A 23,481-nucleotide genomic window follows, 5' to 3' on the forward strand; every position below is an offset into this window, starting at 1 on the left:
GCCGGATCGTGCCGGAGCCGTCACGGATTTGACGTGTGTTTTACAACTATATGATTTAAAAGGTAAAAATTTCAGGCACGTTGCTTGCTATAGCCCTGTCGACCAACCGTTTACTGACGGTTCGAGACAGAGAGATGAGCATGAGTCACGCTGCCCAGCAATCCGCTGTTCCTTCCCTTGCTCCGGCCCAGGTTCTGCCAGCGGCCGCGGCGTCGAGCCAGGCCGGCATCGAGCAGGCCCTGGCGCTGTTCGAGCGGATGTCCAGTCAGCTCAGCGAGTCCTACAGCCTGCTGGAGGAGCGGGTCGCCGACCTCAAGGGCCAGCTCGCCCTGGTCAGCGCCCAGCGCATGCAGGAGCTGGCGGAGAAGGAGCGCCTGGCCCACCGCCTGCAGAGCCTGCTTGACCTGCTGCCCGGCGGGGTGATCGTGATCGACGGCCAGGGCGTGGTGCGCGAGGCCAACCCGGTGGCGGTCAGCCTGCTCGGCAAGCCGCTGGAGGGCATGCTCTGGCGCGAGGTGATCGCCCGCTGCTTTGCGCCACGCGAGGACGACGGCCACGAGATTTCCCTGAGGGACGGCCGCCGGCTGTCCATCTCCACCCGCTCGCTGTCCGGCGAGCCGGGCCAACTGGTGTTGCTCAACGACCTGACGGAAACCCGGCGCCTGCAGGATCAGCTGGCCCGTAACGAACGGCTGTCAGCCTTGGGACGCATGGTCGCCTCGCTGGCCCATCAGATCCGCACGCCGCTGTCGGCGGCCATGCTCTACGCCAGCCACCTCAGCGAGCAGGTCCTGGAGGTGAATCAGCAACAGCGCTTCGCCAGGCGCCTCAAGGAGCGCCTGCAGGAGCTGGAGAACCAGGTGCGTGACATGCTGGTGTTCGCCCGCGGCGACCTGCCGCTGCCCGACCGGCTGAGTCCGAAGGCCCTGTTCGCCGCCCTGCGCGCCGCCGCCGAGCCGCATCTGGCTGGCCTGCAGGTACGCTGGCAGTGCGACGCGCGCGACGGCGAGGTGCTGTGCAACCGCGACACCCTGGTCGGCGCCGCCCTCAATCTGATCGACAACGCCGTGCAGGCCGCCGGCCGCGAGGCGCGCCTGAAGATCCATCTCTACCGGCGCGGCGACAACCTGCGCCTGTGCGTCAGCGACGACGGCCCGGGCATCGATGCCGTCACCCTGGCGCGCCTGGGCGAACCCTTCTTCACCACCAAGACCACCGGCACCGGGCTCGGCCTGGCGGTGGTCAAGGCCGTGGCGCGCGCCCATCGCGGCGAGCTGCGCCTGCAGTCGCGTCCCGGCCGTGGTACCTGCGCAAGCCTGCTGCTGCCGCTGCTGCCGGCGGCTCACCCGGTTCAGGAGGAATCCCGATGACTGTCAAAGTCCTGCTGGTCGAAGACGACCGCGCGTTGCGCGAGGCCCTGGCCGATACCCTGGAGCTGGGCGGCCACGCCTACCAGGCGGTGGACTGCGCGGAAGCCGCGCTGCAGGCGCTGGAGCGTGAGGCCTTCGGGCTGGTGATCAGCGACGTCAACATGCCCGGCATGGACGGCCATCAGTTGCTAGGCCACATCCGTGCCCGCTACCCGCAGCTGCCGGTGCTGCTGATGACTGCCTTCGGCGCCGTGGAGCGTGCCGTGGACGCCATCCGCCAGGGGGCGGTGGACTATCTGGTCAAGCCCTTCGAACCCCGGGTGCTGCTCGAGCTGGTGGCGCGTCATGCCTTGGGGCGCCTGGGGCAGACCGACGACGACGGCCCGGTGGCCAGTGATCCGGCCAGCCGGCAGTTGCTGGAGCTGGCCGCGCGGGTCGCGCAGAGCGATTCCACGGTACTGATCACCGGCGAATCCGGCACCGGCAAGGAGGTGCTGGCCCGTTACATCCACCAGCGCTCGCCGCGCGCCGCCGGCCCCTTCATCGCCATCAACTGCGCGGCCATTCCGGACAACATGCTGGAGGCCACCTTGTTCGGCCACGAGAAGGGCGCCTTCACCGGCGCCATCGCCGCCCAGCCGGGCAAGTTCGAGCTGGCCGACGGCGGCACCATCCTCCTCGACGAGATCTCCGAAATGCCCCTGGCGCTGCAGGCCAAGCTTCTGCGCGTGCTGCAGGAGCGTGAGGTGGAGCGGGTCGGCGGACGCCGGCCGATCAGCCTGGACATCCGCGTGCTGGCCACCAGCAACCGCGACCTGGCCGCCGAGGTGGCCGCCGGGCGTTTCCGCGAGGACCTCTACTACCGGCTGTCGGTGTTCCCGATGGCCTGGCGTCCGCTGCGCGAGCGGCCTTCCGACATCCTGCCGCTGGCCGAACGTCTGCTCGCCAAGCACGCCCGGAAGATGAAGCTGGCCGGGGTGCGCTTCTCCACCGAGGCGCAGCAGAGTCTGCTGGCCCATGCCTGGCCGGGAAACGTGCGCGAGCTGGACAACGCCATCCAGCGCGCGCTGATCCTCCAGCAGGGCGGGCTGATCCAGCCCCAGGACCTGTGCCTGAGCGCGTCCATCGGCTTGGCTCCCGTCAATCCTCCGACGCTGCCGGCAGTTCCGGTCGCCGCGCCCGGGCCGGCGGAGGAGGGCAGTGGTGGCCTGGGCGACGACCTGCGCCGCGTGGAGTTCCAGAAGATCATCGACACCCTGCGCGCCGAGCGCGGGCGCCGCAAGGAAGCCGCCGAGCGCCTCGGCATCAGCCCGCGCACCCTGCGCTACAAGCTGGCCCAGATGCGCGACGCGGGGATGGACGTGGAAGCCTACCTGTTCGCCAGCTGAGCCCAGCGGCCGACCGGCCGCGTCTTCCGACCTTTCCCAGGGCCCGCCTCTTTCCAGCGAGAGAGGCGGGCCCGGCGTTTCTGCCCGGTTTCCAGGGCTTTGCCACGCAGTCGAGAGCACTTGGCACCCTAGTTGCAAATACCCCCGCACAGTGCCGGCGGCGTCAAAAAACCGCGGCTAGCGGAGGAAGTCATGAGCCAGGGTGTCGAATTCAATCGTCTGATGTTGGAAATGCGCTCCATGCAGATGGAGGCGATGGCCCGTGCCAGGCAGGCGGCGGCTGCGCCCAAGGCGGAAGTGCCGAGCTTCTCCGACATGCTGGGCCAGGCGGTGAACAAGGTCGCTGAGACCCAGCAGGTCTCCAACCAACTGGCCACCGCCTTCGAGATCGGTACCAGCGGTGTCGACCTGACCGACGTGATGATCGCGCAGCAGAAGGCCACCGTGTCCTTCCAGGCACTGACCCAGGTACGCAACAAGTTGGTCCAGGCGTACCAGGACATCATGCAGATGCCGGTTTGAGGACGAGGCTGACCCATGTCTGATGCAGTGATCGCCAACACTCCCGCCAAGACGGACGCTTCGGAGACCCTGGAGAAGAAGCCGCTGTTCGGCCTGTCCTTCCTGGAGAACCTTGCCGAGATGAGCATGCTGCGGCAGATCGGCCTGCTGGTCGGTCTGGCTGCCAGCGTGGCGATAGGCTTCGCCGTGGTGCTCTGGTCGCAGCAGCCCGACTACCGGCCGCTGTACGGCAGCCTGGCCGGGGTGGATGCCAACCAGGTCACCGAGGCGCTGAGTGCTGCCGACATCAAGTACCGCATCGAACCCAACTCCGGCGCCCTGCTGGTCAAAGCCGAGGACCTGGCGCGAGCGCGCCTGAAGATGGCCAGCGCCGGCATCGCGCCGCAGGACAGCAATGTCGGCTTCGAGATCCTCGACAAGGACCAGGGCCTCGGCACCAGCCAGTTCATGGAAGCCGCCCGCTACCGTCGCGGCCTGGAAGGCGAGCTGGCGCGCACCATCGCCAGCCTGAACAACGTCAAGGGCGCCCGCGTGCACCTGGCCATCCCGAAGAGCTCGGTGTTCGTCCGCGATGAGCGCAAGCCCAGCGCCTCGGTGCTGGTGGAGCTGTACCCGGGGCGCAGCCTGGAGCCCAGCCAGGTGATGGCGATCGTCAATCTGGTGGCCACCAGCGTGCCGGAACTGGAGAAGTCGCAGGTCACCGTGGTCGACCAGAAGGGCAACCTGCTTTCCGATCAGCAGGAGCTCTCCGAGCTGACCATGGCCGGCAAGCAGTTGGACTACACCCGCCGTCTGGAAGGCTCGCTGAGCCAGCGGGTGGACAACATCCTGCGTCCGGTGCTCGGCGTCGGCCGCTACAAGGCCGAGGTCTCCGCGGACGTGGACTTCAGTGCGGTGGAGTCCACCTCGGAAATGTTCAATCCCGATCAGCCGGCGCTGCGCAGCGAGCAGCGGGTCAACGAGGAACGCCAGAGCAGTCTGCCGCCGCAGGGCGTGCCCGGGGCGCTGTCCAACCAGCCGCCGGCCGCCGGTGCCGCGCCGCAGCAGGCGGTGGGCGCCGCGCAGACGGCCGGCGGGCCGGTACCGCCGGGCCAGCCGCTGGTGGACGCCAACGGCCAGCAGGTAGTCGATCCGGCCACCGGTCAGCCGAAGTTGGCACCGTACCCGACCGACAAGCGCGAGCAGGCGACCCGCAACTTCGAGCTGGATCGCTCGATCAGCTACACCCGCCAGCAGTCCGGACGCCTGCGTCGGCTTTCCGTCGCCGTGGTGGTGGACGACCAGATCCGCGTCGACCCGAAGACCGGCGAGACCACCCGTACCCCCTGGAGCGCCGAAGACATCGCCCGCTTCACCCGCCTGGTGCAGGATGCGGTAGGCTTCGACGCCAGCCGCGGCGACAGCGTCAGCGTGATCAACACGCCGTTCTCCGCCACGCAGAGCGAGGAAGTGCTCGACGTGCCCTTCTACACCCAGCCGTGGTTCTGGGACATCGTCAAGCAGGTGCTCGGCGTGCTGTTCATCCTGGTGCTGGTGTTCGGCGTGCTGCGTCCGGTGCTCAACAACATCACCGGCGGCGGCAAGAGCAAGGAGCTGGCGGAGGCCGCGGAGGACGGGGACGGCGAGCTGCAGCTCGGCGACATGGACGGACTGGCCGCCGACCGCGTCAGCCTGGGCGGTCCGCAGCCGCTGATGCTGCCGAGCGCCACCGAGGGTTACGAAGCACAGTTGAACGCGATCAAGAACCTGGTCGCCGAGGACCCGGGCCGGGTCGCCCAAGTCGTGAAAGAGTGGATCAACGCCGATGACTGAGAATCGCGTCGCTACCAAGCTGAGCAAGGTCGACAAGGCCGCCATCCTCCTGCTGTCTCTCGGCGAGACCGATGCCGCCCAGGTGCTGCGCCACCTGGGGCCCAAGGAAGTGCAGCGGGTCGGCGTGGCCATGGCGCAGATGCGCAACATCCAGCGCGAGCAGGTCGAGCAGGTGATGGGGGAGTTCGTCGAGCTGGTCAGCGACCAGACCAGCCTGGGCGTCGGCTCCGACAGCTACATTCGCCGCATGCTCACCCAGGCCCTCGGCGAGGACAAGGCCGGCAACCTGATCGACCGCATCCTCCTCGGCGGCAGCACCAGCGGCCTGGACAGCCTGAAGTGGATGGAGCCGCGCGCGGTGGCCGACGTGATCCGCTACGAGCACCCGCAGATCCAGGCCATCGTGGTCGCCTACCTGGACCCCGATCAGGCCAGCGAGGTGCTCAGCCACTTCGACCACAAGGTGCGCCTAGACATCCTCCTGCGTGTCTCCTCGCTGAACACCGTGCAGCCGGCGGCGCTGAAGGAGCTCAACCAGATCCTCGAGAAGCAGTTCTCCGGCAGCGCCAACAGCTCGCGCACCTCCATGGGGGGGGTGAAGCGCGCGGCGGACATCATGAACTATCTGGACAGCTCCATCGAAGGCCAGCTGATGGATGCCATCCGAGAGGTCGACGCCGACCTCTCGGCGCAGATCGAGGACCTGATGTTCGTCTTCGACAACCTCGCCGACGTCGACGACCGCGGCATCCAGGCGCTGCTCCGCGAGGTTTCCTCCGACGTGCTGGTGCTGGCCCTGAAGGGCGCCGACGAGGCGGTGAAGGAGAAGATCTTCAAGAACATGTCCAAGCGCGCCGCCGAACTGCTGCGCGACGACCTGGAGGCGCGCGGCCCGGTGCGGGTCAGCGAAGTCGAGGCGGCGCAGAAGGAAATCCTCACCATCGCCCGGCGCATGGCCGAGGCCGGCGACATCGTGCTCAGCGGCAAGGGCGGAGAGGAAATGCTGTAGGTTGAGCAGCCGGCCGTCGGCGCCATCCGTCATTCCGCAAAGCCTCCGCACCAGGTACCGAGTGAACCCGAACCATGCCGAACAAGGACAATCCCAGCGAACTGATCCGCGCCCAGGACATCAGCGTCTTCGACCGCTGGGCCTTGCCGAGCTTCGATGCCGACGCCGGCGCGGTGGTCAGCGTGGTCGAGGAGGCCCCGCTCGCGGAGCCGGAACAGCCGCCTGCCGAGCCCGAGCCGCAGGTCAGCGAGGAGGTGCCGGTCGAGACCGTCAAGCCGCTGACGCTCGAAGAGCTCGAGGCGATCCGTCAGGAGGCCTACAACGAGGGCTTCGCCACTGGCGAGAAGGACGGCTTCCACGCCGGCCAACTGAAGGCCCGGCAGGAGGCCGAGCAGGTCCTCGCTGCCCGGCTGGCCAGCCTGGAAACCCTGATGAGCCAGCTGCTCGACCCCATCGCCGAGCAGGACCGGCAGATCGAGCAGTCGCTGCTTTCTCTGGTCAACATCGTCACCCGCGAGGTGATCCAGCGCGAGCTGGCCCTGGACTCCAGCCAGGTCCGCCATGTCCTGCGCGAGTCGCTCAAGCTGCTGCCTATGGGCGCCGACAACGTGCGGATCTTCGTCAACCCGCAGGACTTCGCGGTGGTCAAGGCGCTGCGCGAACGCCACGAGGAGAGCTGGAGGATCATCGAGGACGAGTCGCTGCTGCCCGGCGGCTGCCGCGTCGAAACCGAGCACAGCCGCATCGACGCGAGCATCGAGACGCGCCTGGTCCAGGCGGTCAAGCAGCTCTTCGAGCAGCAGCGCGAACAGGCGGTGCATCCGCTGCCCAGCGACATCGCCATCGACCTGGAGGCCGGCGATGCGTCTTGAGCGTACCAGCTTCGCCAGACGTCTGAGCGGCTATGCCGAGGCCGTGCACCTGCCCGCCCAGCCGGTAGTGGAGGGCCGCCTGCTGCGCATGGTCGGCCTGACCCTGGAGGCCGAGGGGCTGCGTGCCGCGGTGGGCAGCCGCTGCCTGGTGATCAACGACGGCGGCTACCAGTCGGCGCAGGTGGAGGCCGAGGTGATGGGCTTCTCCGGCAGCAAGATCTTCCTCATGCCGGTCGGCTCGCTGGCCGGCATCGCTCCCGGCGCTCGGGTGGTGCCGCTGCCCGACACTGGCCGCCTGCCGATGGGCATGAGCATGCTGGGCCGGGTCCTCGATGGCGCCGGCAACGCGCTGGATGGCAAGGGCCGGATGCGCGCCGAGGACTGGGTGCCGATGGACGGCCCGGTGATCAACCCGCTCAAGCGCGATCCGATCAGTCAGCCGCTGGACGTCGGCATCCGTTCCATCAACGGCCTGCTCACCGTGGGCCGCGGCCAGCGCCTCGGACTGTTCGCCGGCACCGGGGTGGGCAAGTCGGTGCTGCTCGGCATGATGACCCGCTTCACCTCGGCGGACATCATCGTGGTCGGGCTGATTGGCGAGCGTGGCCGCGAGGTCAAGGAGTTCATCGACCACATCCTCGGCGAGGAGGGCCTCAAGCGCGCCGTGGTGGTCGCCTCGCCGGCCGACGACGCACCGCTGATGCGCCTGCGCGCCGCCCAGTACTGCACGCGCATCGCCGAATACTTCCGCGACAAGGGCAAGAACGTCCTGCTGCTGATGGACTCGCTGACCCGCTACGCCCAGGCCCAGCGCGAGATTGCCCTGGCCATCGGCGAGCCGCCGGCGACCAAGGGCTATCCGCCCTCGGTATTCGCCAAGCTGCCCAAGCTGGTCGAGCGCGCCGGGAATGCCGAGGCCGGTGGCGGCTCCATCACCGCCTTCTACACGGTGCTGTCCGAGGGCGACGACCAGCAGGACCCGATCGCCGACTCCGCGCGCGGCGTGCTCGACGGCCACTTCGTGCTGTCGCGCCGGCTGGCGGAGGAGGGCCATTACCCGGCGATCGACATCGAGGCGTCGATCAGCCGGGTGATGCCCCAGGTGGTCGGCGAGGAGCATCTGCGCCAGGCGCAGCGCTTCAAGCAGCTGTGGTCGCGCTACCAGCAGAGCCGCGACCTGATCAGCGTCGGCGCCTACGTGGCCGGCGGCGACCCGGAAACCGACCTGGCCATCGCCCGCCTGCCGGCCATGCAGCAGTTCCTCCGCCAGGGCCTGCGCGAGAGCGTCGATCTGGCGCAGAGCCAGGCGCAGCTGGCCACGGTGTTCTCCCAGTGATCGCTGAGGTCGGCCGATGAGTCTCAGCCGTGCCAAGCGCCTGCAGCCGGTGGTGGAAATGGCCGAGAAGGCCGAACGCGAAGCGGCCCGCCAGCTCGGCCAGTGCCAGAGCCAGCTCGCTCAGGCCGAGGCGCAGCTCGATGAACTGGAGCGCTACCGCGCCGACTACCACCAGCAGTGGCTGACCGAGGGACGCCAGGGTGTCTCCGGGCAGTGGCTGATGAGCTACCAGCGCTTCCTCTCCCAGCTGGAGACTGCCATCGGCCAGCAGGAGCGCAGCGTGGCCTGGCACCGCAGCAACGTGGAGAAGGTCCGCGCCCAGTGGCAGGAGCGCTACGCCCGCCTGGAGGGGCTGCGCAAGCTGATCCAGCGCTATCAGGACGAGGCCCGGCTGGCCGAGGACAAGCGCGAGCAGCGACTGCTCGACGAGCTGTCCCAGCGTCTGCGCCAGCCCGAGTGGTGAGGCTGAGGGGGCGACGGGAAAACGATTGCCGCGGCTTGCGACGAATGTTTAATCTGCGCCTGTCATGGTTGCAGTTAGCCATTAAGGAGCTATGAAGTGGCTATCAGTTCACAGCTGTCGAGCGACGGTCAGGAGTTGACCATCTCCATCCAGGGGCGTTTCGATTTCAGCCTGCATCAGGCATTCCGCGATGCCTACGAACGCGCCGACATCCGGCCCCGGCGCTACGTGATCGATCTCGAAGGCACCAACTACCTCGACAGTTCGGCGCTCGGCATGCTCCTCCTGCTGCGTGACTATGCCGGCGGCGACGACGCCCTGATCAGCCTGATCAACTGCAACCCCGACGTCCGGAAGATCCTCGGCATCTCCAACTTCGGCCAGCTGTTCCAGATTTCCTGACCATGGCCAGCGACCGGCTCGTGGTGCTGATTGCCGAGGACAGCCCGGCCGACCGCATGCTGCTGTCCACCATCGTGGCTCGCGAAGGGCACCGCGTGCTGACCGCCGCCAATGGCCTGGAGGCAGTGGCGCTGTTCGAGCAGGAGCGCCCGCAGCTGGTGCTGATGGACGCGCTGATGCCGGTAATGGACGGCTTCGAGGCGGCACGGCGGATCAAGCAGATGGCCGGCGAGGCGCTGGTGCCGGTCATCTTTCTCACCTCGCTGACCGAGAGCGAGGCGCTGGTGCGCTGCCTGGAGGCGGGCGGCGACGACTTTCTGGCCAAGCCTTACAACCGCGTCATCCTCGTCGCCAAGATCAAGGCCATGGAGCGTCTGCGCCGCCTGCAGGCCACGGTGCTCGAGCAGCGCGACCTGATCGCCCGGCACAACGAGCACCTGCTGTCCGAGCAGCGAGTGGCCAAGGCGGTGTTCGACAAGGTGGCCCATTCCGGCTGCCTGGACGCACCGAACATCCGCTACCTGCAGTCGCCCCACGCGCTGTTCAACGGCGACCTGCTGTTGGCCGCCTACAACCCCTCCGGCGACATGTACGTACTGCTCGGCGATTTCACCGGCCACGGCCTGCCGGCGGCGATCGGCGCCATGCCGCTGGCCGAGGTGTTCTACGGCATGGCCGCCAAGGGTCATTCCATGCCGGAAATCCTTCGCGAGATGAACGCCAAGCTGAAGCGCATCCTGCCGGTGGGGGTGTTCTGCTGTGCGACCCTGGCCAGCGTGAGCTTCCAGCGCCGTACCCTGAAGGTCTGGAACGGCGGCCTGCCGGACGGTTACCTGCTGCGCGCCGACGGCAGCCGCGAGCCGCTGGTGTCCCGTCACCTGCCGCTCGGCGTGCTCGACGCCGAGGACTTCGACGAGCGCTGCGAGGTCTTCCCCATGGCCCCCGGCGACCGCCTGTTCCTGCTTTCCGATGGCGTGCTGGAGGCGGAGAACGCTGATCACCAGTTGTTCGGCGAGCAGCGCCTGCTCGCGGTGTTCGACGCCAACCGCCAGCCGCAGCGGCTGTTCGACGAGATCCTGACGGCGGTCGAGCGCTTCCGCGGCCGAGCGCAGGATGACCTCAGCATGATCGAGGTCGGCATGATGGACGTCGGCATGCTGTCCTCGGCACCTGTCCCCTTCGTCGATACCGGCCAGCAGGGGCCGCTGGACTGGTCGGCCAGCTTCGAGTTCCGCGCCGAGTCGCTACGCTCCTTCAACCCGCTGCCGTTCCTCCTCCAACTGCTCCTCGAGGTGCGCGGCCTGCGCGGTCAGGGCGGCGCGCTGTACAGCGTGCTGGCCGAGCTCTATTCCAATGCCCTGGAGCACGGGGTGATGGAGCTGGACTCGAGCCTCAAGCGCGACGCCGCCGGGTTTTCCCGCTACTACCGCGAGCGCGGCGAGCGGCTGGCGTGCCTGGAGCACGGCTTCGTGCGCTTCCACCTGCAGGTGCGCGGTGACCAGCAGGGCGGCCGCCTGGAACTGGGGGTCGAGGACAGCGGCAAGGGCTTCGACGTCGCGCGGGTGCTGGCCGAGCAGGAGCGCCTGGACGGCTTCTGCGGACGGGGCCTGAGCCTGGTCCGGGCGCTCAGCAAGCGCTGCGCCTGGGAGCGGGGCGGCACCCTGGCGCGCGCCGAGTTTCACTGGTGACGTATCGGTCAGTGCATAATCCCCTGGCCAGCGCCGAAGGCTCTGGCTCGCGTCCGTCAGCCTAGCCAGGGAGACAACGGGTGGACGATCAGCATCTCGACAATGCCGTGCTGCTAGGCCTCCAGGAAGTCATGGAGGACGAGTATCCGCAATTGCTGGAAACCTTCATCAACGACTCCAGGGACCGCCTGGGCACGCTGCAGCAGGCGCTGGGCGCGGCCGATGCCCAGACCCTGCGGCTCGCCGCGCACAGCTTCAAGGGTAGCTGCAGCAACATGGGCGCGCCGCTGCTGGCCGGCCTCTGCCGCCAGCTGGAGGACGCCGCCCGCCGCGAATGCCTCGAAGAGGTCCCCGCGCTGCTGGAGCGCATCGCCGCCGAATTCGCCATCGTCAGCATCCGCCTCAAGGGCGAGCTGCAACGTCATCGCTTTGGCTGAAGGCGGCCGCCCGCGAGTTGGCCCGCTGCTTGCTACGTACCGGGCACCACCCAATTCCCTGACGGAGAGTGCCCATGGCCCTTGCCACCGACCCACTGCTCGCCTTGACCCCCGAGGTGAAGCCACGGGCGTCCGCGGCGAAAGCCACCACCCAGGCTGCGGAGCCGCGTCCGAGCGAGGCTTCCAGCTTTGCCGAACTGTATGCCCGAGAGCGCCAGGCCAAGCCTGTCGAGCGTCCCGAGACCAAGGTCCGCCAGCAGCGTGATGACGCTGCGGCGCCCGAGCGGGCGCAACAACCGGAGCAGCCGGTTGCCGCCCAGGAGTCCGAACTTGCCGATGACGGCAAAGCCTTGCCGGGTGAGGAGAACGAGCCGAGCGACGTCGATGCGGCCTTGCTGCTGGGTCTGGCCGGACAACTGCCAGTCGCCGAGGAGACACCTCTGGAAACCGGCGGGGCTGCGCTGTCCGCTGCCAGCTTGATCGGTGCGGCACCGGCCGGCATGACTGAGGCCAGCCATGATCCGCAGATCGATCTGCTCAACGATGCCGCCAACCTGCAGGTGACCCTGGGCGCCACGGCCAAGGCGCAGGCCGCCCAGGCAGCGCAGGCCGCGGCGGTCAACGCGCCGCAACAGGCGCTGGCGGACGGCCCGGACTTCGCCGCGGCCCTCGCGGCGACGGTCGAGTCGGCCGCAGGGCAGGGCGAGGCCGAGCTGTCCCTGGACGAGGCGGAAGTGGAGCTGGACGGGCTGCTGGGCAGCCGCCCGGAGATGCGCAGCGAAAGCTTGGCCGCGCGCCTCACCCAGCTTGGCCAGGCCATCCAGCAGGTGACTCCGATCCAGCGCCCGGTGGAGGTGCCCGGTCAGCCGCTGTCCCTGCAGCAGGGCAACCTCAGCGAGGCGCTGGTCGACAAGGTGATGTGGCTCTCCAGCCAGAATCTCAAATCCGCCGAGATCCAGCTCGATCCGGCCGAGCTGGGGCGCCTGGAGGTGCGCATCCAGATCGTCCAGGACCAGGCCCAGGTGAGCTTTGCCAGTGCCAACGCCGGGGTACGCGACGCTCTCGAGGGCCAGCTGCACCGCCTGCGCGAGATGTTCGCCCAGCAGGGCATGAACATGCTGGATGTCAACGTCTCCGACCAGTCCCTCAGCCGCGGCTGGCAGGATCAGGGTGAGGCCGGCGGCCGGGGCGTCGGCTCCCTGACGGCGGGCGGCGAGCCCGGCGACGAGGAACTGACGATGGGCGTCAGCGAAATCCGCAGCGCGGCCGGCGGCGTGGGCCGTGGACTGGTCGACTACTACGCCTAGCTACCGGATTGCCGGTCGGTGAATCCACCCGGCCGGCGCCCCGTTGTCTCACTAACCCCGAGCCGGCCGCTCTGCCACGGGCCCGACGCGCAGCCGACGCTCGACAGCCACCGGCCATCCTGCTATATCCGCGAGCCTCCGAACGGCTGGCCGGACGAGCTGGCACAGCCCTTGCTCCAACTACTGGAAACCGCAGCTAGCGACGGATTATTGGCATGGCGAAGAATCAAGCGGCTCCCCTTCCTCCCGGCGTGGCCGCCGAGCCGAAGAGCAAGCTCAAGCTCATCATCCTGATGGTGGTGGCCCTGCTGTTGGCGGTCGGCCTGTCCGTCGCCGGTACCTGGTTCGTGCTCAGCAAGAGCGGCGGCAACGAGGCCAGGCCCGCCGAGCCCGCCGAGGGCGCGACGTCGCTGCGCCGGGCGGCCGTCTACGAGGATCTGTCGCCGGCCTTCGTGATCAATTACCGACAGGGCAACCGGCAGCGCTATCTGCAGGTCAGCATCGCTCTGATGGCCCGCGACGAGGAGCGCCTCAAGGCTCTCCGGGTGCACATGCCGGTGTTGCGCAACGAGCTGGTGATGCTGCTTTCCGGCCAGGACTTCGACAGTCTGCTCACCCCGGTGGGCAAGGAGATGCTGCGCCAGCAGGCTACCGCCAAGGTGCAGGAGCTGGCGCTGAAGGAGACCGGCCATCAGGTGGTCGAGCAGGTGCTTTTCACCAACCTGGTTCTGCAATAGGGGACATCCATGGCCGTACAGGATCTGCTCTCCCAGGATGAGATCGACGCCCTGCTGCACGGGGTGGACGACGGGCTGATCGAAGCAGAGGAAGTAGTCGAAGAGGGTGGCGTCAAGAGCTACGACCTGTCCAGCCAGGATCGCATCGTCCGCGGACGCATGCCGACCCTGGAGATGATCAACGAGCGTTTCGCCCGCTACACCCGCATCAGCATGTTCAACCTGCTGCGCCGCTCCGCCGACGTGGCGGTTGGCGGCGTGCAGGTGATGAAGTTCGGCGAGTACGTGCACTCGCTCTACGTGCCCACCAGCCTCAACCTGGTGAAGATGAAGCCGCTGCGCGGCACTGGGCTGTTCATCCTCGACGCCAAGCTGGTGTTCAAGCTGGTGGACAACTTCTTCGGCGGCGATGGCCGTCACGCCAAGATCGAGGGCCGCGAGTTCACCCCCACCGAGCTGCGCGTGGTGCGCATGGTTCTCGACCAGGCCTTCGTCGATCTCAAGGAAGCCTGGCATGCGGTGCTCGACGTCAACTTCGAGTACATCAACTCCGAGGTGAACCCGGCGCTGGCCAACATCGTCAGCCCCAGCGAGGTGGTGGTGGTGTCCACCTTCCACATTGAGCTGGACGGTGGTGGCGGCGACCTGCACATCACCCTTCCGTACTCGATGATCGAGCCGATCCGCGACATGCTCGACGCCGGCGTGCAGTCCGACGTGGATGACCAGGACGAGCGCTGGACCCGAGCGCTGCGCGAGGACATCCTCGACGTCCGTGTGCCGCTGTCGGCCACCGTGGCGCGCCGCCAACTGAAGCTGCGCGACATCCTCCACATGCAGCCGGGCGACGTGATCCCGGTGGAGCTGCCCGACGAAATGGTCATGCGCGCCAACGGCGTGCCGACCTTCAAGGTCAAGCTGGGGGCCCACAAGGGCAACCTGGCCCTGCAGGTGCTCGCGCCCGTCGAGCGTCAACGTTAACCGATCCGATTCAGAGCCAGCCGAGGACTTTCCATGGCAGACGAACATACCACCCCCGAGGAACAGGCCCTGGCCGACGAGTGGGCCGCCGCGTTGGCCGAGGCGGGCAACGCCAGCCAGGACGACATCGACGCCATGCTCGCCCAGAGCGAAACCAAGCCGGCCGCGCCGCGCGCGCCCATGGAGGACTTCGCCAGCGCGCCGAAGAACAAGGAGCCGGTCAACCTGGACGGCCCCAACCTGGACGTGATCCTCGACATCCCGGTGACCATCTCCATGGAGGTGGGCAATACCGAGATCAGCATCCGCAACCTGCTGCAGCTCAACCAGGGCTCGGTGATCGAGCTGGATCGCCTGGCCGGCGAGCCGCTCGACGTGCTGGTCAACGGCACCCTGATCGCCCACGGAGAGGTGGTGGTGGTCAACGAGAAGTTCGGGATTCGCCTGACTGACGTGATCAGCCAGAGCGAGCGCATCCGGAAGCTGCGCTGAGATGCGTGTCCTGATTGCAGTCGCCGCGCTGCTGCCGCTCGCCGCGCTGGCGGCGGAGGCCGAGAAGGCCGCCGCGCCTCTGTCCACCGCCGGAGTCAGCGGGCAGATCGGCCAGCTGCTGCTCGGCCTGCTGCTGGTGGTCGGCCTGATCTTCCTGCTCGCCTGGCTGCTGCGCCGGGTCCAGCAGATCACCCCGCGTGGCACCCAGGCGATCCGCATCGTCGCCACCCAGGCGCTGGGGCCGCGCGATCGCCTGGTGCTGGTCGAGGTGGGCAAGGAGCAGATCCTCCTTGGGGTCAGCGCCGGACGCATCAATACCCTGCACGTGCTCGCCGAGCCGGTGAGCACTGCGACGGGCGGGGAGGCCGCGGCGCCGGAGTTCGCCCAGCGCCTGCTGGAGCTGCTCGGCCGCGACCAGAAGGGCCGTTCCTGATGAGTCCGCTGCGCATCCTCCTGGGCCTGTTGCTGGCACTCGCCGCGCCGCTGGCCCTGGGCGCCGACAATCCGCTGTCGGTGCCGGCGATCACCCTGTCCACCAATGCCGACGGGCAGCAGGAGTACTCGGTCAGCCTGCAGATCCTGCTGATCATGACGGCGCTGAGCTTCATCCCGGCGTTCGTCATGCTGATGACCAGCTTCACGCGGATCATCATCGTGTTTTCCATCCTCCGTCAGGCGCTGGGCCTGCAGCAGACGCCGTCGAACCAGATCCTCATCGGCCTGGCGCTGTTCCTCACCCTGTTCGTCATGGCCCCGGTGTTCGAGCGCATCAACCAGGATGCCCTGCAGCCCTACCTGAACGAGCAGCTGCCGGCCCAGGAGGCCATCGCCCGCGCCGAGGGGCCGATCAAGGACTTCATGCTGGCGCAGACTCGCACTTCCGACCTGGAACTCTTCGTGCGGCTGTCCAAGCGCACCGATATCGCCAGCCCCGAGCAGGCGCCACTGACCATCCTGGTCCCGGCGTTCGTCACCTCGGAACTGAAGACCGCCTTCCAGATCGGCTTCATGATCTTCATCCCGTTCCTGATCATCGACCTGGTGGTCTCCAGCGTGCTGATGGCCATGGGCATGATGATGCTCTCGCCGCTGATCGTTTCCCTGCCGTTCAAGATCATGCTGTTCGTGCTGATCGACGGCTGGGCGCTGATCATCGGTACCCTGGCTGGCAGCTTCGGCACGGTGTAGGACCATGACCGACATGTTCTCCACGGCCGGCAGCGGCCAGGCAGCGAGGGATTGAGATGACTCCCGAAGTGGCGGTGGACCTGTTCCGCGAAGCGCTGTGGCTGACCGCGCTGATCGTCGGCATCCTGGTGGTGCCGAGCCTGCTGGTCGGCCTGGTGGTGGCGATGTTCCAGGCGGCCACCCAGATCAACGAGCAGACCCTGAGCTTCCTGCCGCGTCTGCTCGTGATGCTGGTCACCCTGATCGTCGCCGGTCCCTGGCTGGCCCAGCAGTTGATGGAGTACACCCAGACCCTGATCCACAACATCCCGCTGCTGATCGGCTAGCCATGAATCCGCTGCTGGCACTTTCCGATGCGCAGATCGGCGGCTGGGTCGGCAGCTTCCTCCTGCCGCTGTTCCGCATTGCCGCGCTGCTGATGAGCATGCCGATCATCGGCACCCAACTGGTGCCGACGCGCATCCGCCTGTACCTGGCCCTGGCGCTGACCGTGGTGCTGGTGCCCGGCCTGCCGGCGGCGCCGGCGGTGGAGGGCATCAGCCTGCAGGCCTTGGTGCTGGTCGCCCAGGAGCTGTTGATCGGGGTGATGCTCGGCTTCGCCCTGCAGCTGTTCTTTCAGGCCTTCGTGGTCGCCGGGCAGATCATCGCCACCCAGATGGGCCTTGGTTTCGCCTCCACGGTGGACCCTGCCAACGGCATCTCCACGGCGGTGGTCGGCCAGTTCCTGACCATGCTGGTGACCCTGTTGTTCCTCGCCATGAACGGCCATCTGGTGGTCATCGAGGTGCTTACCGAGAGCTTCGTGACCCTGCCGATCGGCGGCGGCTTCCTGGTCGGCCACTACTGGGAGGTGGCCGGCAAGCTCGGCTGGGTGCTGGGCGCCGGCCTGCTGCTGGTGCTGCCGGCGATCACCGCGCTCCTGGTGGTCAATCTGGCGTTTGGGGTGATGACCCGCGCGGCACCGCAGCTGAACATCTTCTCCATCGGTTTCCCGCTGACCCTGGTGATCGGCTTGGTGATCTTCTGGATCGGCCTGGCGGACATCCTCGGCCAGTACCAGACCCTGGCCGGCGAAGCCCTGCAGTGGCTCGGCGAGCTGGCGAAGACGCGCTAGGGGAGGGGCCCGCATGGCCGAGAACGAGAACGGCGCCGACAAGAGCGAACAACCCACAGAGAAACGCCTGCGTGAATCGCGGGAGAAGGGCCAGGTCGCCCGTTCCCGGGAGCTGAACACCCTGGCCATTCTGCTCGCCGGCTGTGGCGGCCTGCTGGCCTCCGGAGGCAGCCTGGCCGAGGCGTTGCTGAAAGTGATGCTCGCCAACTTCAGCCTGTCCCGCGACGTCCTCTACAGCGAGCAGAGCATGGCGCTGTGGTTGCTGGCGTCCGGTAAGCTGGCCCTGGAGGCGCTGGCGCCACTGTTCGTGGTACTGCTGATCGCCGCCATCGCCGGGCCCATCGCACTAGGCGGCTGGCTGTTCTCGGTGGAGTCCCTGCAGCCCAAGTTCAGCCGCCTCAATCCACTGGAAGGGCTCAAGCGGATGTTCTCGGTGCGCTCGCTGGTGGAGCTGCTCAAGGCCCTGGCCAAGTTCCTGGTTGTGCTGCTGGTGGCCCTGGCGGTGCTGTCCGGCGACCGCGCCGACCTGTTGGCGATCGCCCAGCAGCCACTGGAGCTGGCGATCCTGCACAGTGCCCAGGTGGTCGGCTGGAGCGCGCTGTGGATCTCCTGCGGGATCATCCTGATTGCCGCGGTGGACGTGCCCTTCCAGCTCTGGGATCACCGCCAGAAGCTGATGATGACCAAGCAGGAGGTCAAGGACGAGTACAAGGACAGCGAGGGTAAGCCCGAGGTCAAGGGCCGCATCCGCCAGCTGCAGCGCGAGATGGCCGAACGGCGGATGATGCAGGCGGTGCCCCAGGCCGACGTGGTGATCACCAACCCGACCCACTTCGCGGTGGCCCTCAAGTACGACGGCGACAAGGGAGGGGCGCCGGTGCTCGTGGCCAAGGGTGGCGATTTCCTGGCGCTGAAGATCCGCGAGATCGCCCAGGAGCACAAGGTCACGGTGCTGGAGTCGCCGGCCCTGGCCCGTGCGGTGTTCTACTCCACCGAGCTGGACCAGGAAATTCCCGCCGGTCTCTATCTGGCGGTCGCCCAGGTGCTCGCCTACGTCTACCAGCTGCGCCAGTTCCAGGCCGGCAAGGGCAAGCGCCCGGCGCCGCTGGCCGACCTGCCGATCCCGCCGGAACTGCGCCGCGACGCCTGAACCGGGTAGGAAATTCGTGCGGAGCAGCGGTCCGTCGCCGGGTTGGAATGCTTCTTGCCACTATCCCTTCATCACACCAATCAGCGTCAAAAGTTTGGACTTTCGTGGGGTAGGGACGTGGCACTGGATCGCGCTCAGTTGATAGGCAATATGCGCAACGGCCTGGCGGGCCTGCGACAGGGCAACATCGGCGTGCCGCTGCTGCTGCTGGCGATGCTCGGCATGATGACTCTGCCGATGCCGCCGTTCCTGCTCGACGTGCTGTTCACCTTCAACATCGCGCTGTCCATCGTCGTCCTGCTGGTCTGCGTATACGCCCTGCGGCCGCTGGACTTCGCGGTGTTCCCGACCATCCTGCTGGTCGCCACCCTGCTGCGGCTGGCGCTCAACGTCGCCTCCACCCCGGTGGTGCTGCTCCACGGCCAGGACGGCCCGGGCGCGGCCGGCAAGGTGATCCAGGCGTTCGGCGACGTGGTGGTTGGCGGCAACTACGTGGTCGGCATCGTGGTGTTCGCCATCCTGATGATCATCAACTTCGTGGTGGTCACCAAGGGCGCCGGGCGTATCTCCGAGGTGTCGGCGCGTTTCACCCTGGATGCCATGCCCGGCAAGCAGATGGCCATCGACGCCGACCTCAACGCCGGGTTGATCGACCAGGCGGAGGCCAAGAAGCGCCGCGCCGAGGTGGCCCAGGAGGCCGACTTCTACGGCTCCATGGACGGTGCCAGCAAGTTCGTCCGCGGCGACGCCATCGCCGGCCTGCTGATCATGTTCGTGACCCTGCTCGGTGGCCTGGGCATCGGCGTTCTGCAGCACGGCCTGACGGTGGCCGAAGCCGGGCGCATCTACTCGCTGCTGACCATCGGCGACGGCCTGGTGGCGCAGATTCCCTCGCTGCTGCTGTCTACCTCGGCGGCGATCATGGTCACCCGGGTGTCCACCGCCGAGGACATGGGCCAGCAGGTCAACCGGCAGATGTTCACCTCGCCGAAGGCCCTGGCGGTGTCCGCTGCCATCCTCATCGCCATGGGGCTGGTGCCGGGGATGCCGCACTTCTCCTTCCTCAGCCTTGGCCTGCTGGCCGGCGCCGGCGCCTACTGGATCGTCTATCGGCAGAAGCGCGCCAAGCAGCGGGAAGCCCAGGAGGCGCAGCGCCAGCAGGAGCTGCTGCCGGCGCAGAAGCCCCAGGAGATCAAGGAGCTGGGCTGGGACGACGTCACCCCTGTGGACATGGTCGGCCTGGAGGTGGGCTACCGGCTGATCCCGCTGGTCGACCGCAACCAGGGCGGCCAACTGCTGGCGCGCATCAAGGGCGTCCGCAAGAAGCTGTCCCAGGAGCTGGGCTTCCTGATGCCCTCGGTGCACATCCGCGACAACCTCGACCTGCAGCCCAACGCCTACCGGCTGACCCTGATGGGCGTCAGCGTCGCCGAGGCGGAGGTCTATCCGGAACGCGAGCTGGCCATCAACCCAGGTCAGGTTTTCGGCACTCTCAACGGCCTGGCCGCCAAAGATCCGGCGTTCGGCCTGGAGGCGGTGTGGATCGATCCTGGCCAGCGTGACCAGGCGCAATCCCTCGGTTACACCGTGGTGGATGCCAGTACCGTGGTCGCCACCCACCTCAACCAGATCCTCTACAAGCACGCCCACGAGTTGATCGGTCACGAGGAGGTCCAGCAGCTGCTGCAGCTGCTGGCCAAGACCTCGCCGAAGCTGGCCGAGGAACTGGTGCCCGGCACCGTGTCGCTGTCCACTCTGCTCAAGGTCCTGCAGTCGCTGCTCCAGGAGCAGGTGCCGGTCCGTGACATCCGTACCATCGCCGAGGCCATCTCCAACGCCGCCGGCAGGAGTCAAGATCCCGCCGCCATGGTGGCCGCGGTGCGCGTCGCATTGTCCCGCGCCATCGTGCAAAGCATCGTGGGGCTTGACTCCGAGCTGCCTGTGATCACCCTTGAGCCCAGGCTGGAACAGTTATTGCTAAATAGTCTCCAGAAGGCCGGTCAGGGCGCCGAGGATGGCATTCTCCTCGAACCGGGCATGGCCGAGAAGCTGCAACGCTCCCTGGTGGAAGCCGCGCAGCGCCAGGAAATGCTCGGCAAGCCGGCGATCCTGCTGGTGGCGGGGCCGATCCGAGCCATGCTGTCGCGGTTCGCCCGACTGGCGGTACCGACCATGCACGTCCTGGCGTACCAGGAAATTCCGGACAACAAGCAGGTCACCATCGTTGCCACGGTGGGCCAGAACTGAGGTCACTAGGCCATGCAAGTCAAACGCTTTTTCGCCGCCGATATGCGCCAAGCCATGAAGCTGGTCCGCGACGAGCTGGGCGCCGATGCCGCGATCATCGGTACCCGCCGGGTGGCCGGCGGCGTCGAGCTGACCGCAGCGTTGGACTACCAGGCCCCGGCCGCGCCGGTGCAGGCCAACCCGGCGCTGGAGGCCGAACTGCGCAAGACCCAGGCGAAGATCGCCTCGGCGCGGGCCGAACTGGCCTACCGCGAAGCCAGCGAGGCACCGAAGGACCGTCAACTTTTTGCCAATGAGTCCTTGCTGGCCCCTGAGCTGCCTGCCACCCCGGTCAAGCTGGAGCGACCGGCACCGGCCCCGGCGCCGGAGGCGCCGGCCCCATCCATCGACCCGACCGCTCTGGAGCAGATGCGCAGCGAACTGCACGGCCTGCGCGAGCTGCTGGAGATGCAGCTCGGCAGCATGGCCTGGAGCCAGCTGCAGAGCCGCCGCCCGCAACAGGCCGGTCTGTGGCGCCGCCTGCAGCGCATGGGCCTGCCCGCCGAGCTGGCCAACGGCCTGCTGGAGCGCGTGTCCAATATCCACGAGCCGCGCCAGGCCTGGCGCATGCTGCTGGCGCACCTGGCGCAATCGATCCAGACGCCGAAGGAAGAACCCCTGGAAGAGGGCGGAGTCATAGCTCTGGTCGGCCCCGCCGGGATGGGCAAGACCACCACCCTGGCCAAACTGGCTGCGCGTTACGTCCTCAAATATGGCGCCCAGAATGTCGCCTTGGTAACCATGGACAGCTTCCGCATCGGTGCCCAGGAGCAGCTGCGGACCCTCGGCCGCATCCTCGACGTGCCGGTGGTCCAGGTCGATCCCAGCCAGTCGCTGCTCCAGGCGCTGGCGCCCCTGGCGCGCAAGCGTGTGGTCCTGGTCGATACCGCTGGTCTGCCGGCCAACGATCCGGCCCTGCGCCTGCAGCTGGATGCCCTGGCTAACCGGAGCATTCGGGCGAAGAATTATCTGGTCCTGGCGGCCACCAGTCAGAGCCAGGTACTCAAGGCGGCCTACCATGGTTACAAGCGTTGCGGTCTGGCCGGCTGCATCATCACCAAGGTGGACGAGGCGGTGAGCCTCGGCGAGGCCCTGGGACTGGCCATCAGCCAGCACCTGCCGGTAGCCTATCTGGCGGATGGCCCGCGGATCCCCGAGGATCTGCAGGTGCCGAGAGGGCATCAGTTGGTGAGTCGCGCGGTCAGCCTGCAGACCCCGGAGGAGCCGAGCGAGGAGGCCATGGCCGACATGCTCGCCGGTCTCTACCAGGGTGCCGTACGGCGTGTGGGATGATGCAGGACGACAGGAAGCTGCCACATGAAAGACAAGGTTGAATGACATGGGAATGCACCCAGTACAGGTGATCGCGGTAACCGGCGGCAAGGGCGGCGTGGGCAAGACCAACGTTTCCGTCAACCTGGCCCTGGCCCTGGCCGACCTCGGTCGACGTGTGATGCTGATGGACGCCGACCTCGGCCTGGCCAACGTCGACGTGCTGCTCGGCTTGACGCCGAAACGCACCCTGGCCGACGTGATCAACGGCGAGTGCGACCTCAAGGATGTGATCATCCCCGGGCCGGGCGGCGTACGCATCGTCCCGGCGGCCTCCGGCACCCAGGCGATGGCGCACCTGTCGCCCATGCAGCACGCCGGGCTGATCCAGGCGTTCAGCGACATCAGCGACAGCATCGACGTGCTCATCGTCGATACCGCCGCGGGCATCAGCGATGCGGTGGTCAGCTTCGTGCGAGCCTCCCAGGAAGTGCTGGTGGTGGTCTGCGACGAGCCCACCTCGATCACCGACGCCTACGCGTTGATCAAACTGCTCAACCGCGACTACGGCATCAGCCGCTTCCGTGTGCTGGCCAACATGGCTCACAGCCCGCAGGAAGGGCGCAACCTGTTCGCCAAGCTGACCAAGGTCACCGACCGCTTCCTCGACGTGGCGCTGCAGTACGTCGGCGCCATCCCCTATGACGAGGCGGTGCGCAAGGCGGTGCAGAAGCAGCGCGCGGTGTACGACGCCTTTCCGCGTTCCAAGTGCTCCCTGGCCTTCAAGTCGATCGCCCAGAAGGTCGACGGCTGGCCGCTGCCGGCTAACCCGCGCGGTCACCTGGAGTTCTTCGTCGAGCGCCTGATCAAGCAACCTACCGCCGACTCGTCCGTATGACAGCAGCCACCGGTCTTCGTATGTACAGCAAGGCACAAGCGCGGGATAACCAGTACCAACTGGTCGAGCGCTACGCCCCTCTGGTCAAGCGGATCGCCTATCACCTGCTCGGCCGTCTGCCGGCCAGCGTGCAGGTGGAGGATCTGATCCAGGCGGGGATGATCGGCCTGCTGGAAGCCGCGAAGAAGTACGACTCCAGCAAGGGCGCCAGTTTCGAGACCTTCGCGGGCATCCGCATCCGCGGCGCGATGCTCGACGAGGTGCGCAAGGGCGACTGGGCACCGCGCTCGGTGCACCGCAACAGCCGTATGGTCAGCGACGCCATCCGCAAGGTGGAGGCGCGTACCGGGCGCGACGCTAAAGATCAGGAAGTTGCTGCCGAACTTAATTTGAGTCTCGAAGAGTACTACGGCATCCTTGGCGACACCTTGGGCAGCCGGCTGTTTAGCTTCGACGACCTGATGCAGGAAGGCGAGCACGGCGGTCTGGCCGAGGACGCCGAGCATTCCCATTCCCCAGCGCAGGAACTCGAGGAGCAGCGCTTCCAGGCTGCCCTGGCGGAGGCCATCGCCAATCTGCCGGAGCGCGAGAAGCTGGTCCTGTCGCTGTATTACGACGAGGAGCTGAACCTCAAGGAAATCGGGGAGGTCCTGGGGGTCAGCGAATCGAGGGTCAGCCAGTTGCATAGCCAGTGTGCCGCTCGCCTGCGTGCGCGGTTGGGTGAATGGCGCGCGCGCTAGGGGCTGTAGTTGCAAGA

General features: G+C 67.4%; 24 protein-coding genes. All 24 read left to right on the forward strand.

The window, feature by feature from the left end:
• Positions 1-140 precede the first annotated feature (140 nt).
• Complete coding sequence (locus H165_RS0113940; protein WP_017939554.1) at positions 141-1,370, forward strand: sensor histidine kinase; 1,230 nt, start codon at positions 141-143, stop codon at positions 1,368-1,370.
• The gene (fleR, locus tag H165_RS0113945) at positions 1,367-2,758 is read left to right on the forward strand and encodes a sigma-54-dependent response regulator transcription factor FleR (RefSeq protein ID WP_017939555.1); all 1,392 of its coding nucleotides are present in this window, start codon (positions 1,367-1,369) and stop codon (positions 2,756-2,758) included. Before H165_RS0113940 ends, fleR begins: the two co-directional genes overlap by 4 nt.
• A 192-nt stretch (positions 2,759-2,950) precedes the next feature.
• Positions 2,951-3,280 (forward strand): flagellar hook-basal body complex protein FliE, encoded by a 330-nt coding sequence (gene fliE / locus H165_RS0113950; protein WP_017939556.1) that lies wholly within the window; start codon positions 2,951-2,953, stop codon positions 3,278-3,280.
• A 15-nt stretch (positions 3,281-3,295) separates the two neighbouring features.
• Entirely contained in the window at positions 3,296-5,092 is a 1,797-nt protein-coding gene (fliF, locus tag H165_RS0113955; protein ID WP_017939557.1) for a flagellar basal-body MS-ring/collar protein FliF, read from the forward strand.
• Positions 5,085-6,101, forward strand: coding sequence for a flagellar motor switch protein FliG (gene fliG, locus H165_RS0113960; protein ID WP_017939558.1), 1,017 nt, complete (start codon positions 5,085-5,087; stop codon positions 6,099-6,101). Before fliF ends, fliG begins: the two co-directional genes overlap by 8 nt.
• A 74-nt stretch (positions 6,102-6,175) precedes the next feature.
• On the forward strand, positions 6,176-6,973 hold the full coding sequence (gene fliH / locus H165_RS0113965) for a flagellar assembly protein FliH (protein ID WP_017939559.1): 798 nt from the start codon (positions 6,176-6,178) through the stop codon (positions 6,971-6,973).
• Complete coding sequence (fliI, locus tag H165_RS0113970) at positions 6,963-8,309, forward strand: flagellar protein export ATPase FliI (RefSeq protein WP_017939560.1); 1,347 nt, start codon at positions 6,963-6,965, stop codon at positions 8,307-8,309. Before fliH ends, fliI begins: the two co-directional genes overlap by 11 nt.
• Positions 8,310-8,325: 16 nt before the next feature.
• Complete coding sequence (fliJ, locus tag H165_RS0113975) at positions 8,326-8,772, forward strand: flagellar export protein FliJ (RefSeq protein ID WP_017939561.1); 447 nt, start codon at positions 8,326-8,328, stop codon at positions 8,770-8,772.
• Between the two features lie 96 nt (positions 8,773-8,868).
• Positions 8,869-9,174 (forward strand): STAS domain-containing protein, encoded by a 306-nt coding sequence (locus H165_RS0113980; protein ID WP_017939562.1) that lies wholly within the window; start codon positions 8,869-8,871, stop codon positions 9,172-9,174.
• 2 nt (positions 9,175-9,176) lie between these two features.
• Positions 9,177-10,862 carry an ATP-binding SpoIIE family protein phosphatase gene (locus H165_RS0113985; RefSeq protein ID WP_017939563.1) on the forward strand — a complete coding sequence of 562 codons (1,686 nt, stop codon included), beginning with the start codon at positions 9,177-9,179 and terminating at the stop codon, positions 10,860-10,862.
• An 80-nt stretch (positions 10,863-10,942) separates the two neighbouring features.
• On the forward strand, positions 10,943-11,299 hold the full coding sequence (locus tag H165_RS0113990) for an Hpt domain-containing protein (protein WP_017939564.1): 357 nt from the start codon (positions 10,943-10,945) through the stop codon (positions 11,297-11,299).
• A gap of 74 nt (positions 11,300-11,373) precedes the next feature.
• Complete coding sequence (locus H165_RS0113995) at positions 11,374-12,606, forward strand: flagellar hook-length control protein FliK (RefSeq protein WP_017939565.1); 1,233 nt, start codon at positions 11,374-11,376, stop codon at positions 12,604-12,606.
• Positions 12,607-12,821: 215 nt separating this feature from the next.
• On the forward strand, positions 12,822-13,343 hold the full coding sequence (fliL, locus tag H165_RS0114000; RefSeq protein WP_026146637.1) for a flagellar basal body-associated protein FliL: 522 nt from the start codon (positions 12,822-12,824) through the stop codon (positions 13,341-13,343).
• A 9-nt stretch (positions 13,344-13,352) separates the two neighbouring features.
• Entirely contained in the window at positions 13,353-14,324 is a 972-nt protein-coding gene (gene fliM, locus H165_RS0114005) for a flagellar motor switch protein FliM (protein ID WP_017939567.1), read from the forward strand.
• Positions 14,325-14,357: 33 nt separating this feature from the next.
• On the forward strand, positions 14,358-14,816 hold the full coding sequence (gene fliN, locus H165_RS0114010; RefSeq protein ID WP_017939568.1) for a flagellar motor switch protein FliN: 459 nt from the start codon (positions 14,358-14,360) through the stop codon (positions 14,814-14,816).
• Between the two features lies 1 nt (position 14,817).
• Positions 14,818-15,249 (forward strand): flagellar biosynthetic protein FliO, encoded by a 432-nt coding sequence (gene fliO / locus H165_RS0114015; RefSeq protein ID WP_017939569.1) that lies wholly within the window; start codon positions 14,818-14,820, stop codon positions 15,247-15,249.
• Positions 15,249-16,004 carry a flagellar type III secretion system pore protein FliP gene (gene fliP, locus H165_RS0114020; protein ID WP_017939570.1) on the forward strand — a complete coding sequence of 252 codons (756 nt, stop codon included), beginning with the start codon at positions 15,249-15,251 and terminating at the stop codon, positions 16,002-16,004. Before fliO ends, fliP begins: the two co-directional genes overlap by 1 nt.
• 56 nt (positions 16,005-16,060) lie before the next feature.
• On the forward strand, positions 16,061-16,330 hold the full coding sequence (fliQ, locus tag H165_RS0114025; protein ID WP_017939571.1) for a flagellar biosynthesis protein FliQ: 270 nt from the start codon (positions 16,061-16,063) through the stop codon (positions 16,328-16,330).
• Between the two features lie 2 nt (positions 16,331-16,332).
• On the forward strand, positions 16,333-17,118 hold the full coding sequence (gene fliR / locus H165_RS0114030) for a flagellar biosynthetic protein FliR (RefSeq protein WP_017939572.1): 786 nt from the start codon (positions 16,333-16,335) through the stop codon (positions 17,116-17,118).
• Positions 17,119-17,131: 13 nt separating this feature from the next.
• Positions 17,132-18,268, forward strand: coding sequence for a flagellar biosynthesis protein FlhB (gene flhB / locus H165_RS0114035; protein ID WP_017939573.1), 1,137 nt, complete (start codon positions 17,132-17,134; stop codon positions 18,266-18,268).
• 123 nt (positions 18,269-18,391) lie between these two features.
• Positions 18,392-20,515 carry a flagellar biosynthesis protein FlhA gene (gene flhA, locus H165_RS0114040; protein WP_026146639.1) on the forward strand — a complete coding sequence of 708 codons (2,124 nt, stop codon included), beginning with the start codon at positions 18,392-18,394 and terminating at the stop codon, positions 20,513-20,515.
• Between the two features lie 12 nt (positions 20,516-20,527).
• Positions 20,528-21,847 (forward strand): flagellar biosynthesis GTPase FlhF, encoded by a 1,320-nt coding sequence (flhF, locus tag H165_RS0114045; protein WP_017939575.1) that lies wholly within the window; start codon positions 20,528-20,530, stop codon positions 21,845-21,847.
• A 37-nt stretch (positions 21,848-21,884) separates the two neighbouring features.
• Entirely contained in the window at positions 21,885-22,724 is an 840-nt protein-coding gene (gene fleN / locus H165_RS0114050; protein ID WP_169333533.1) for a flagellar synthesis regulator FleN, read from the forward strand.
• On the forward strand, positions 22,721-23,464 hold the full coding sequence (gene fliA, locus H165_RS0114055) for an RNA polymerase sigma factor FliA (protein ID WP_155943618.1): 744 nt from the start codon (positions 22,721-22,723) through the stop codon (positions 23,462-23,464). The genes fleN and fliA overlap by 4 nt, the downstream gene beginning before the upstream one ends.
• Positions 23,465-23,481 lie beyond the last annotated feature (17 nt).

The sequence above is a fragment of the Pseudomonas thermotolerans DSM 14292 genome, assembly GCF_000364625.1.
GTDB classification, from domain to species: domain Bacteria; phylum Pseudomonadota; class Gammaproteobacteria; order Pseudomonadales; family Pseudomonadaceae; genus Aquipseudomonas; species Aquipseudomonas thermotolerans.

Excerpts from the sequence above, each read along its gene's own strand:
- H165_RS0113940 (WP_017939554.1), top strand. The coding sequence starts at position 141 with ATGAGTCACGCTGCCCAGCAATCCGCTGTTCCTTCCCTTGCTCCGGCC.
- fleR (WP_017939555.1), top strand. The coding sequence starts at position 1,367 with ATGACTGTCAAAGTCCTGCTGGTCGAAGACGACCGCGCGTTGCGCGAG.
- fliE (WP_017939556.1), top strand. The coding sequence starts at position 2,951 with ATGAGCCAGGGTGTCGAATTCAATCGTCTGATGTTGGAAATGCGCTCC.
- fliF (WP_017939557.1), top strand. The coding sequence starts at position 3,296 with ATGTCTGATGCAGTGATCGCCAACACTCCCGCCAAGACGGACGCTTCG.
- fliG (WP_017939558.1), top strand. The coding sequence starts at position 5,085 with ATGACTGAGAATCGCGTCGCTACCAAGCTGAGCAAGGTCGACAAGGCC.
- fliH (WP_017939559.1), top strand. The coding sequence starts at position 6,176 with ATGCCGAACAAGGACAATCCCAGCGAACTGATCCGCGCCCAGGACATC.
- fliI (WP_017939560.1), top strand. The coding sequence starts at position 6,963 with ATGCGTCTTGAGCGTACCAGCTTCGCCAGACGTCTGAGCGGCTATGCC.
- fliJ (WP_017939561.1), top strand. The coding sequence starts at position 8,326 with ATGAGTCTCAGCCGTGCCAAGCGCCTGCAGCCGGTGGTGGAAATGGCC.
- H165_RS0113985 (WP_017939563.1), top strand. The coding sequence starts at position 9,177 with ATGGCCAGCGACCGGCTCGTGGTGCTGATTGCCGAGGACAGCCCGGCC.
- H165_RS0113995 (WP_017939565.1), top strand. The coding sequence starts at position 11,374 with ATGGCCCTTGCCACCGACCCACTGCTCGCCTTGACCCCCGAGGTGAAG.
- fliL (WP_026146637.1), top strand. The coding sequence starts at position 12,822 with ATGGCGAAGAATCAAGCGGCTCCCCTTCCTCCCGGCGTGGCCGCCGAG.
- fliM (WP_017939567.1), top strand. The coding sequence starts at position 13,353 with ATGGCCGTACAGGATCTGCTCTCCCAGGATGAGATCGACGCCCTGCTG.
- fliN (WP_017939568.1), top strand. The coding sequence starts at position 14,358 with ATGGCAGACGAACATACCACCCCCGAGGAACAGGCCCTGGCCGACGAG.
- fliO (WP_017939569.1), top strand. The coding sequence starts at position 14,818 with ATGCGTGTCCTGATTGCAGTCGCCGCGCTGCTGCCGCTCGCCGCGCTG.
- fliP (WP_017939570.1), top strand. The coding sequence starts at position 15,249 with ATGAGTCCGCTGCGCATCCTCCTGGGCCTGTTGCTGGCACTCGCCGCG.
- fliQ (WP_017939571.1), top strand. The coding sequence starts at position 16,061 with ATGACTCCCGAAGTGGCGGTGGACCTGTTCCGCGAAGCGCTGTGGCTG.
- fliR (WP_017939572.1), top strand. The coding sequence starts at position 16,333 with ATGAATCCGCTGCTGGCACTTTCCGATGCGCAGATCGGCGGCTGGGTC.
- flhB (WP_017939573.1), top strand. The coding sequence starts at position 17,132 with ATGGCCGAGAACGAGAACGGCGCCGACAAGAGCGAACAACCCACAGAG.
- flhF (WP_017939575.1), top strand. The coding sequence starts at position 20,528 with ATGCAAGTCAAACGCTTTTTCGCCGCCGATATGCGCCAAGCCATGAAG.
- fliA (WP_155943618.1), top strand. The coding sequence starts at position 22,721 with ATGACAGCAGCCACCGGTCTTCGTATGTACAGCAAGGCACAAGCGCGG.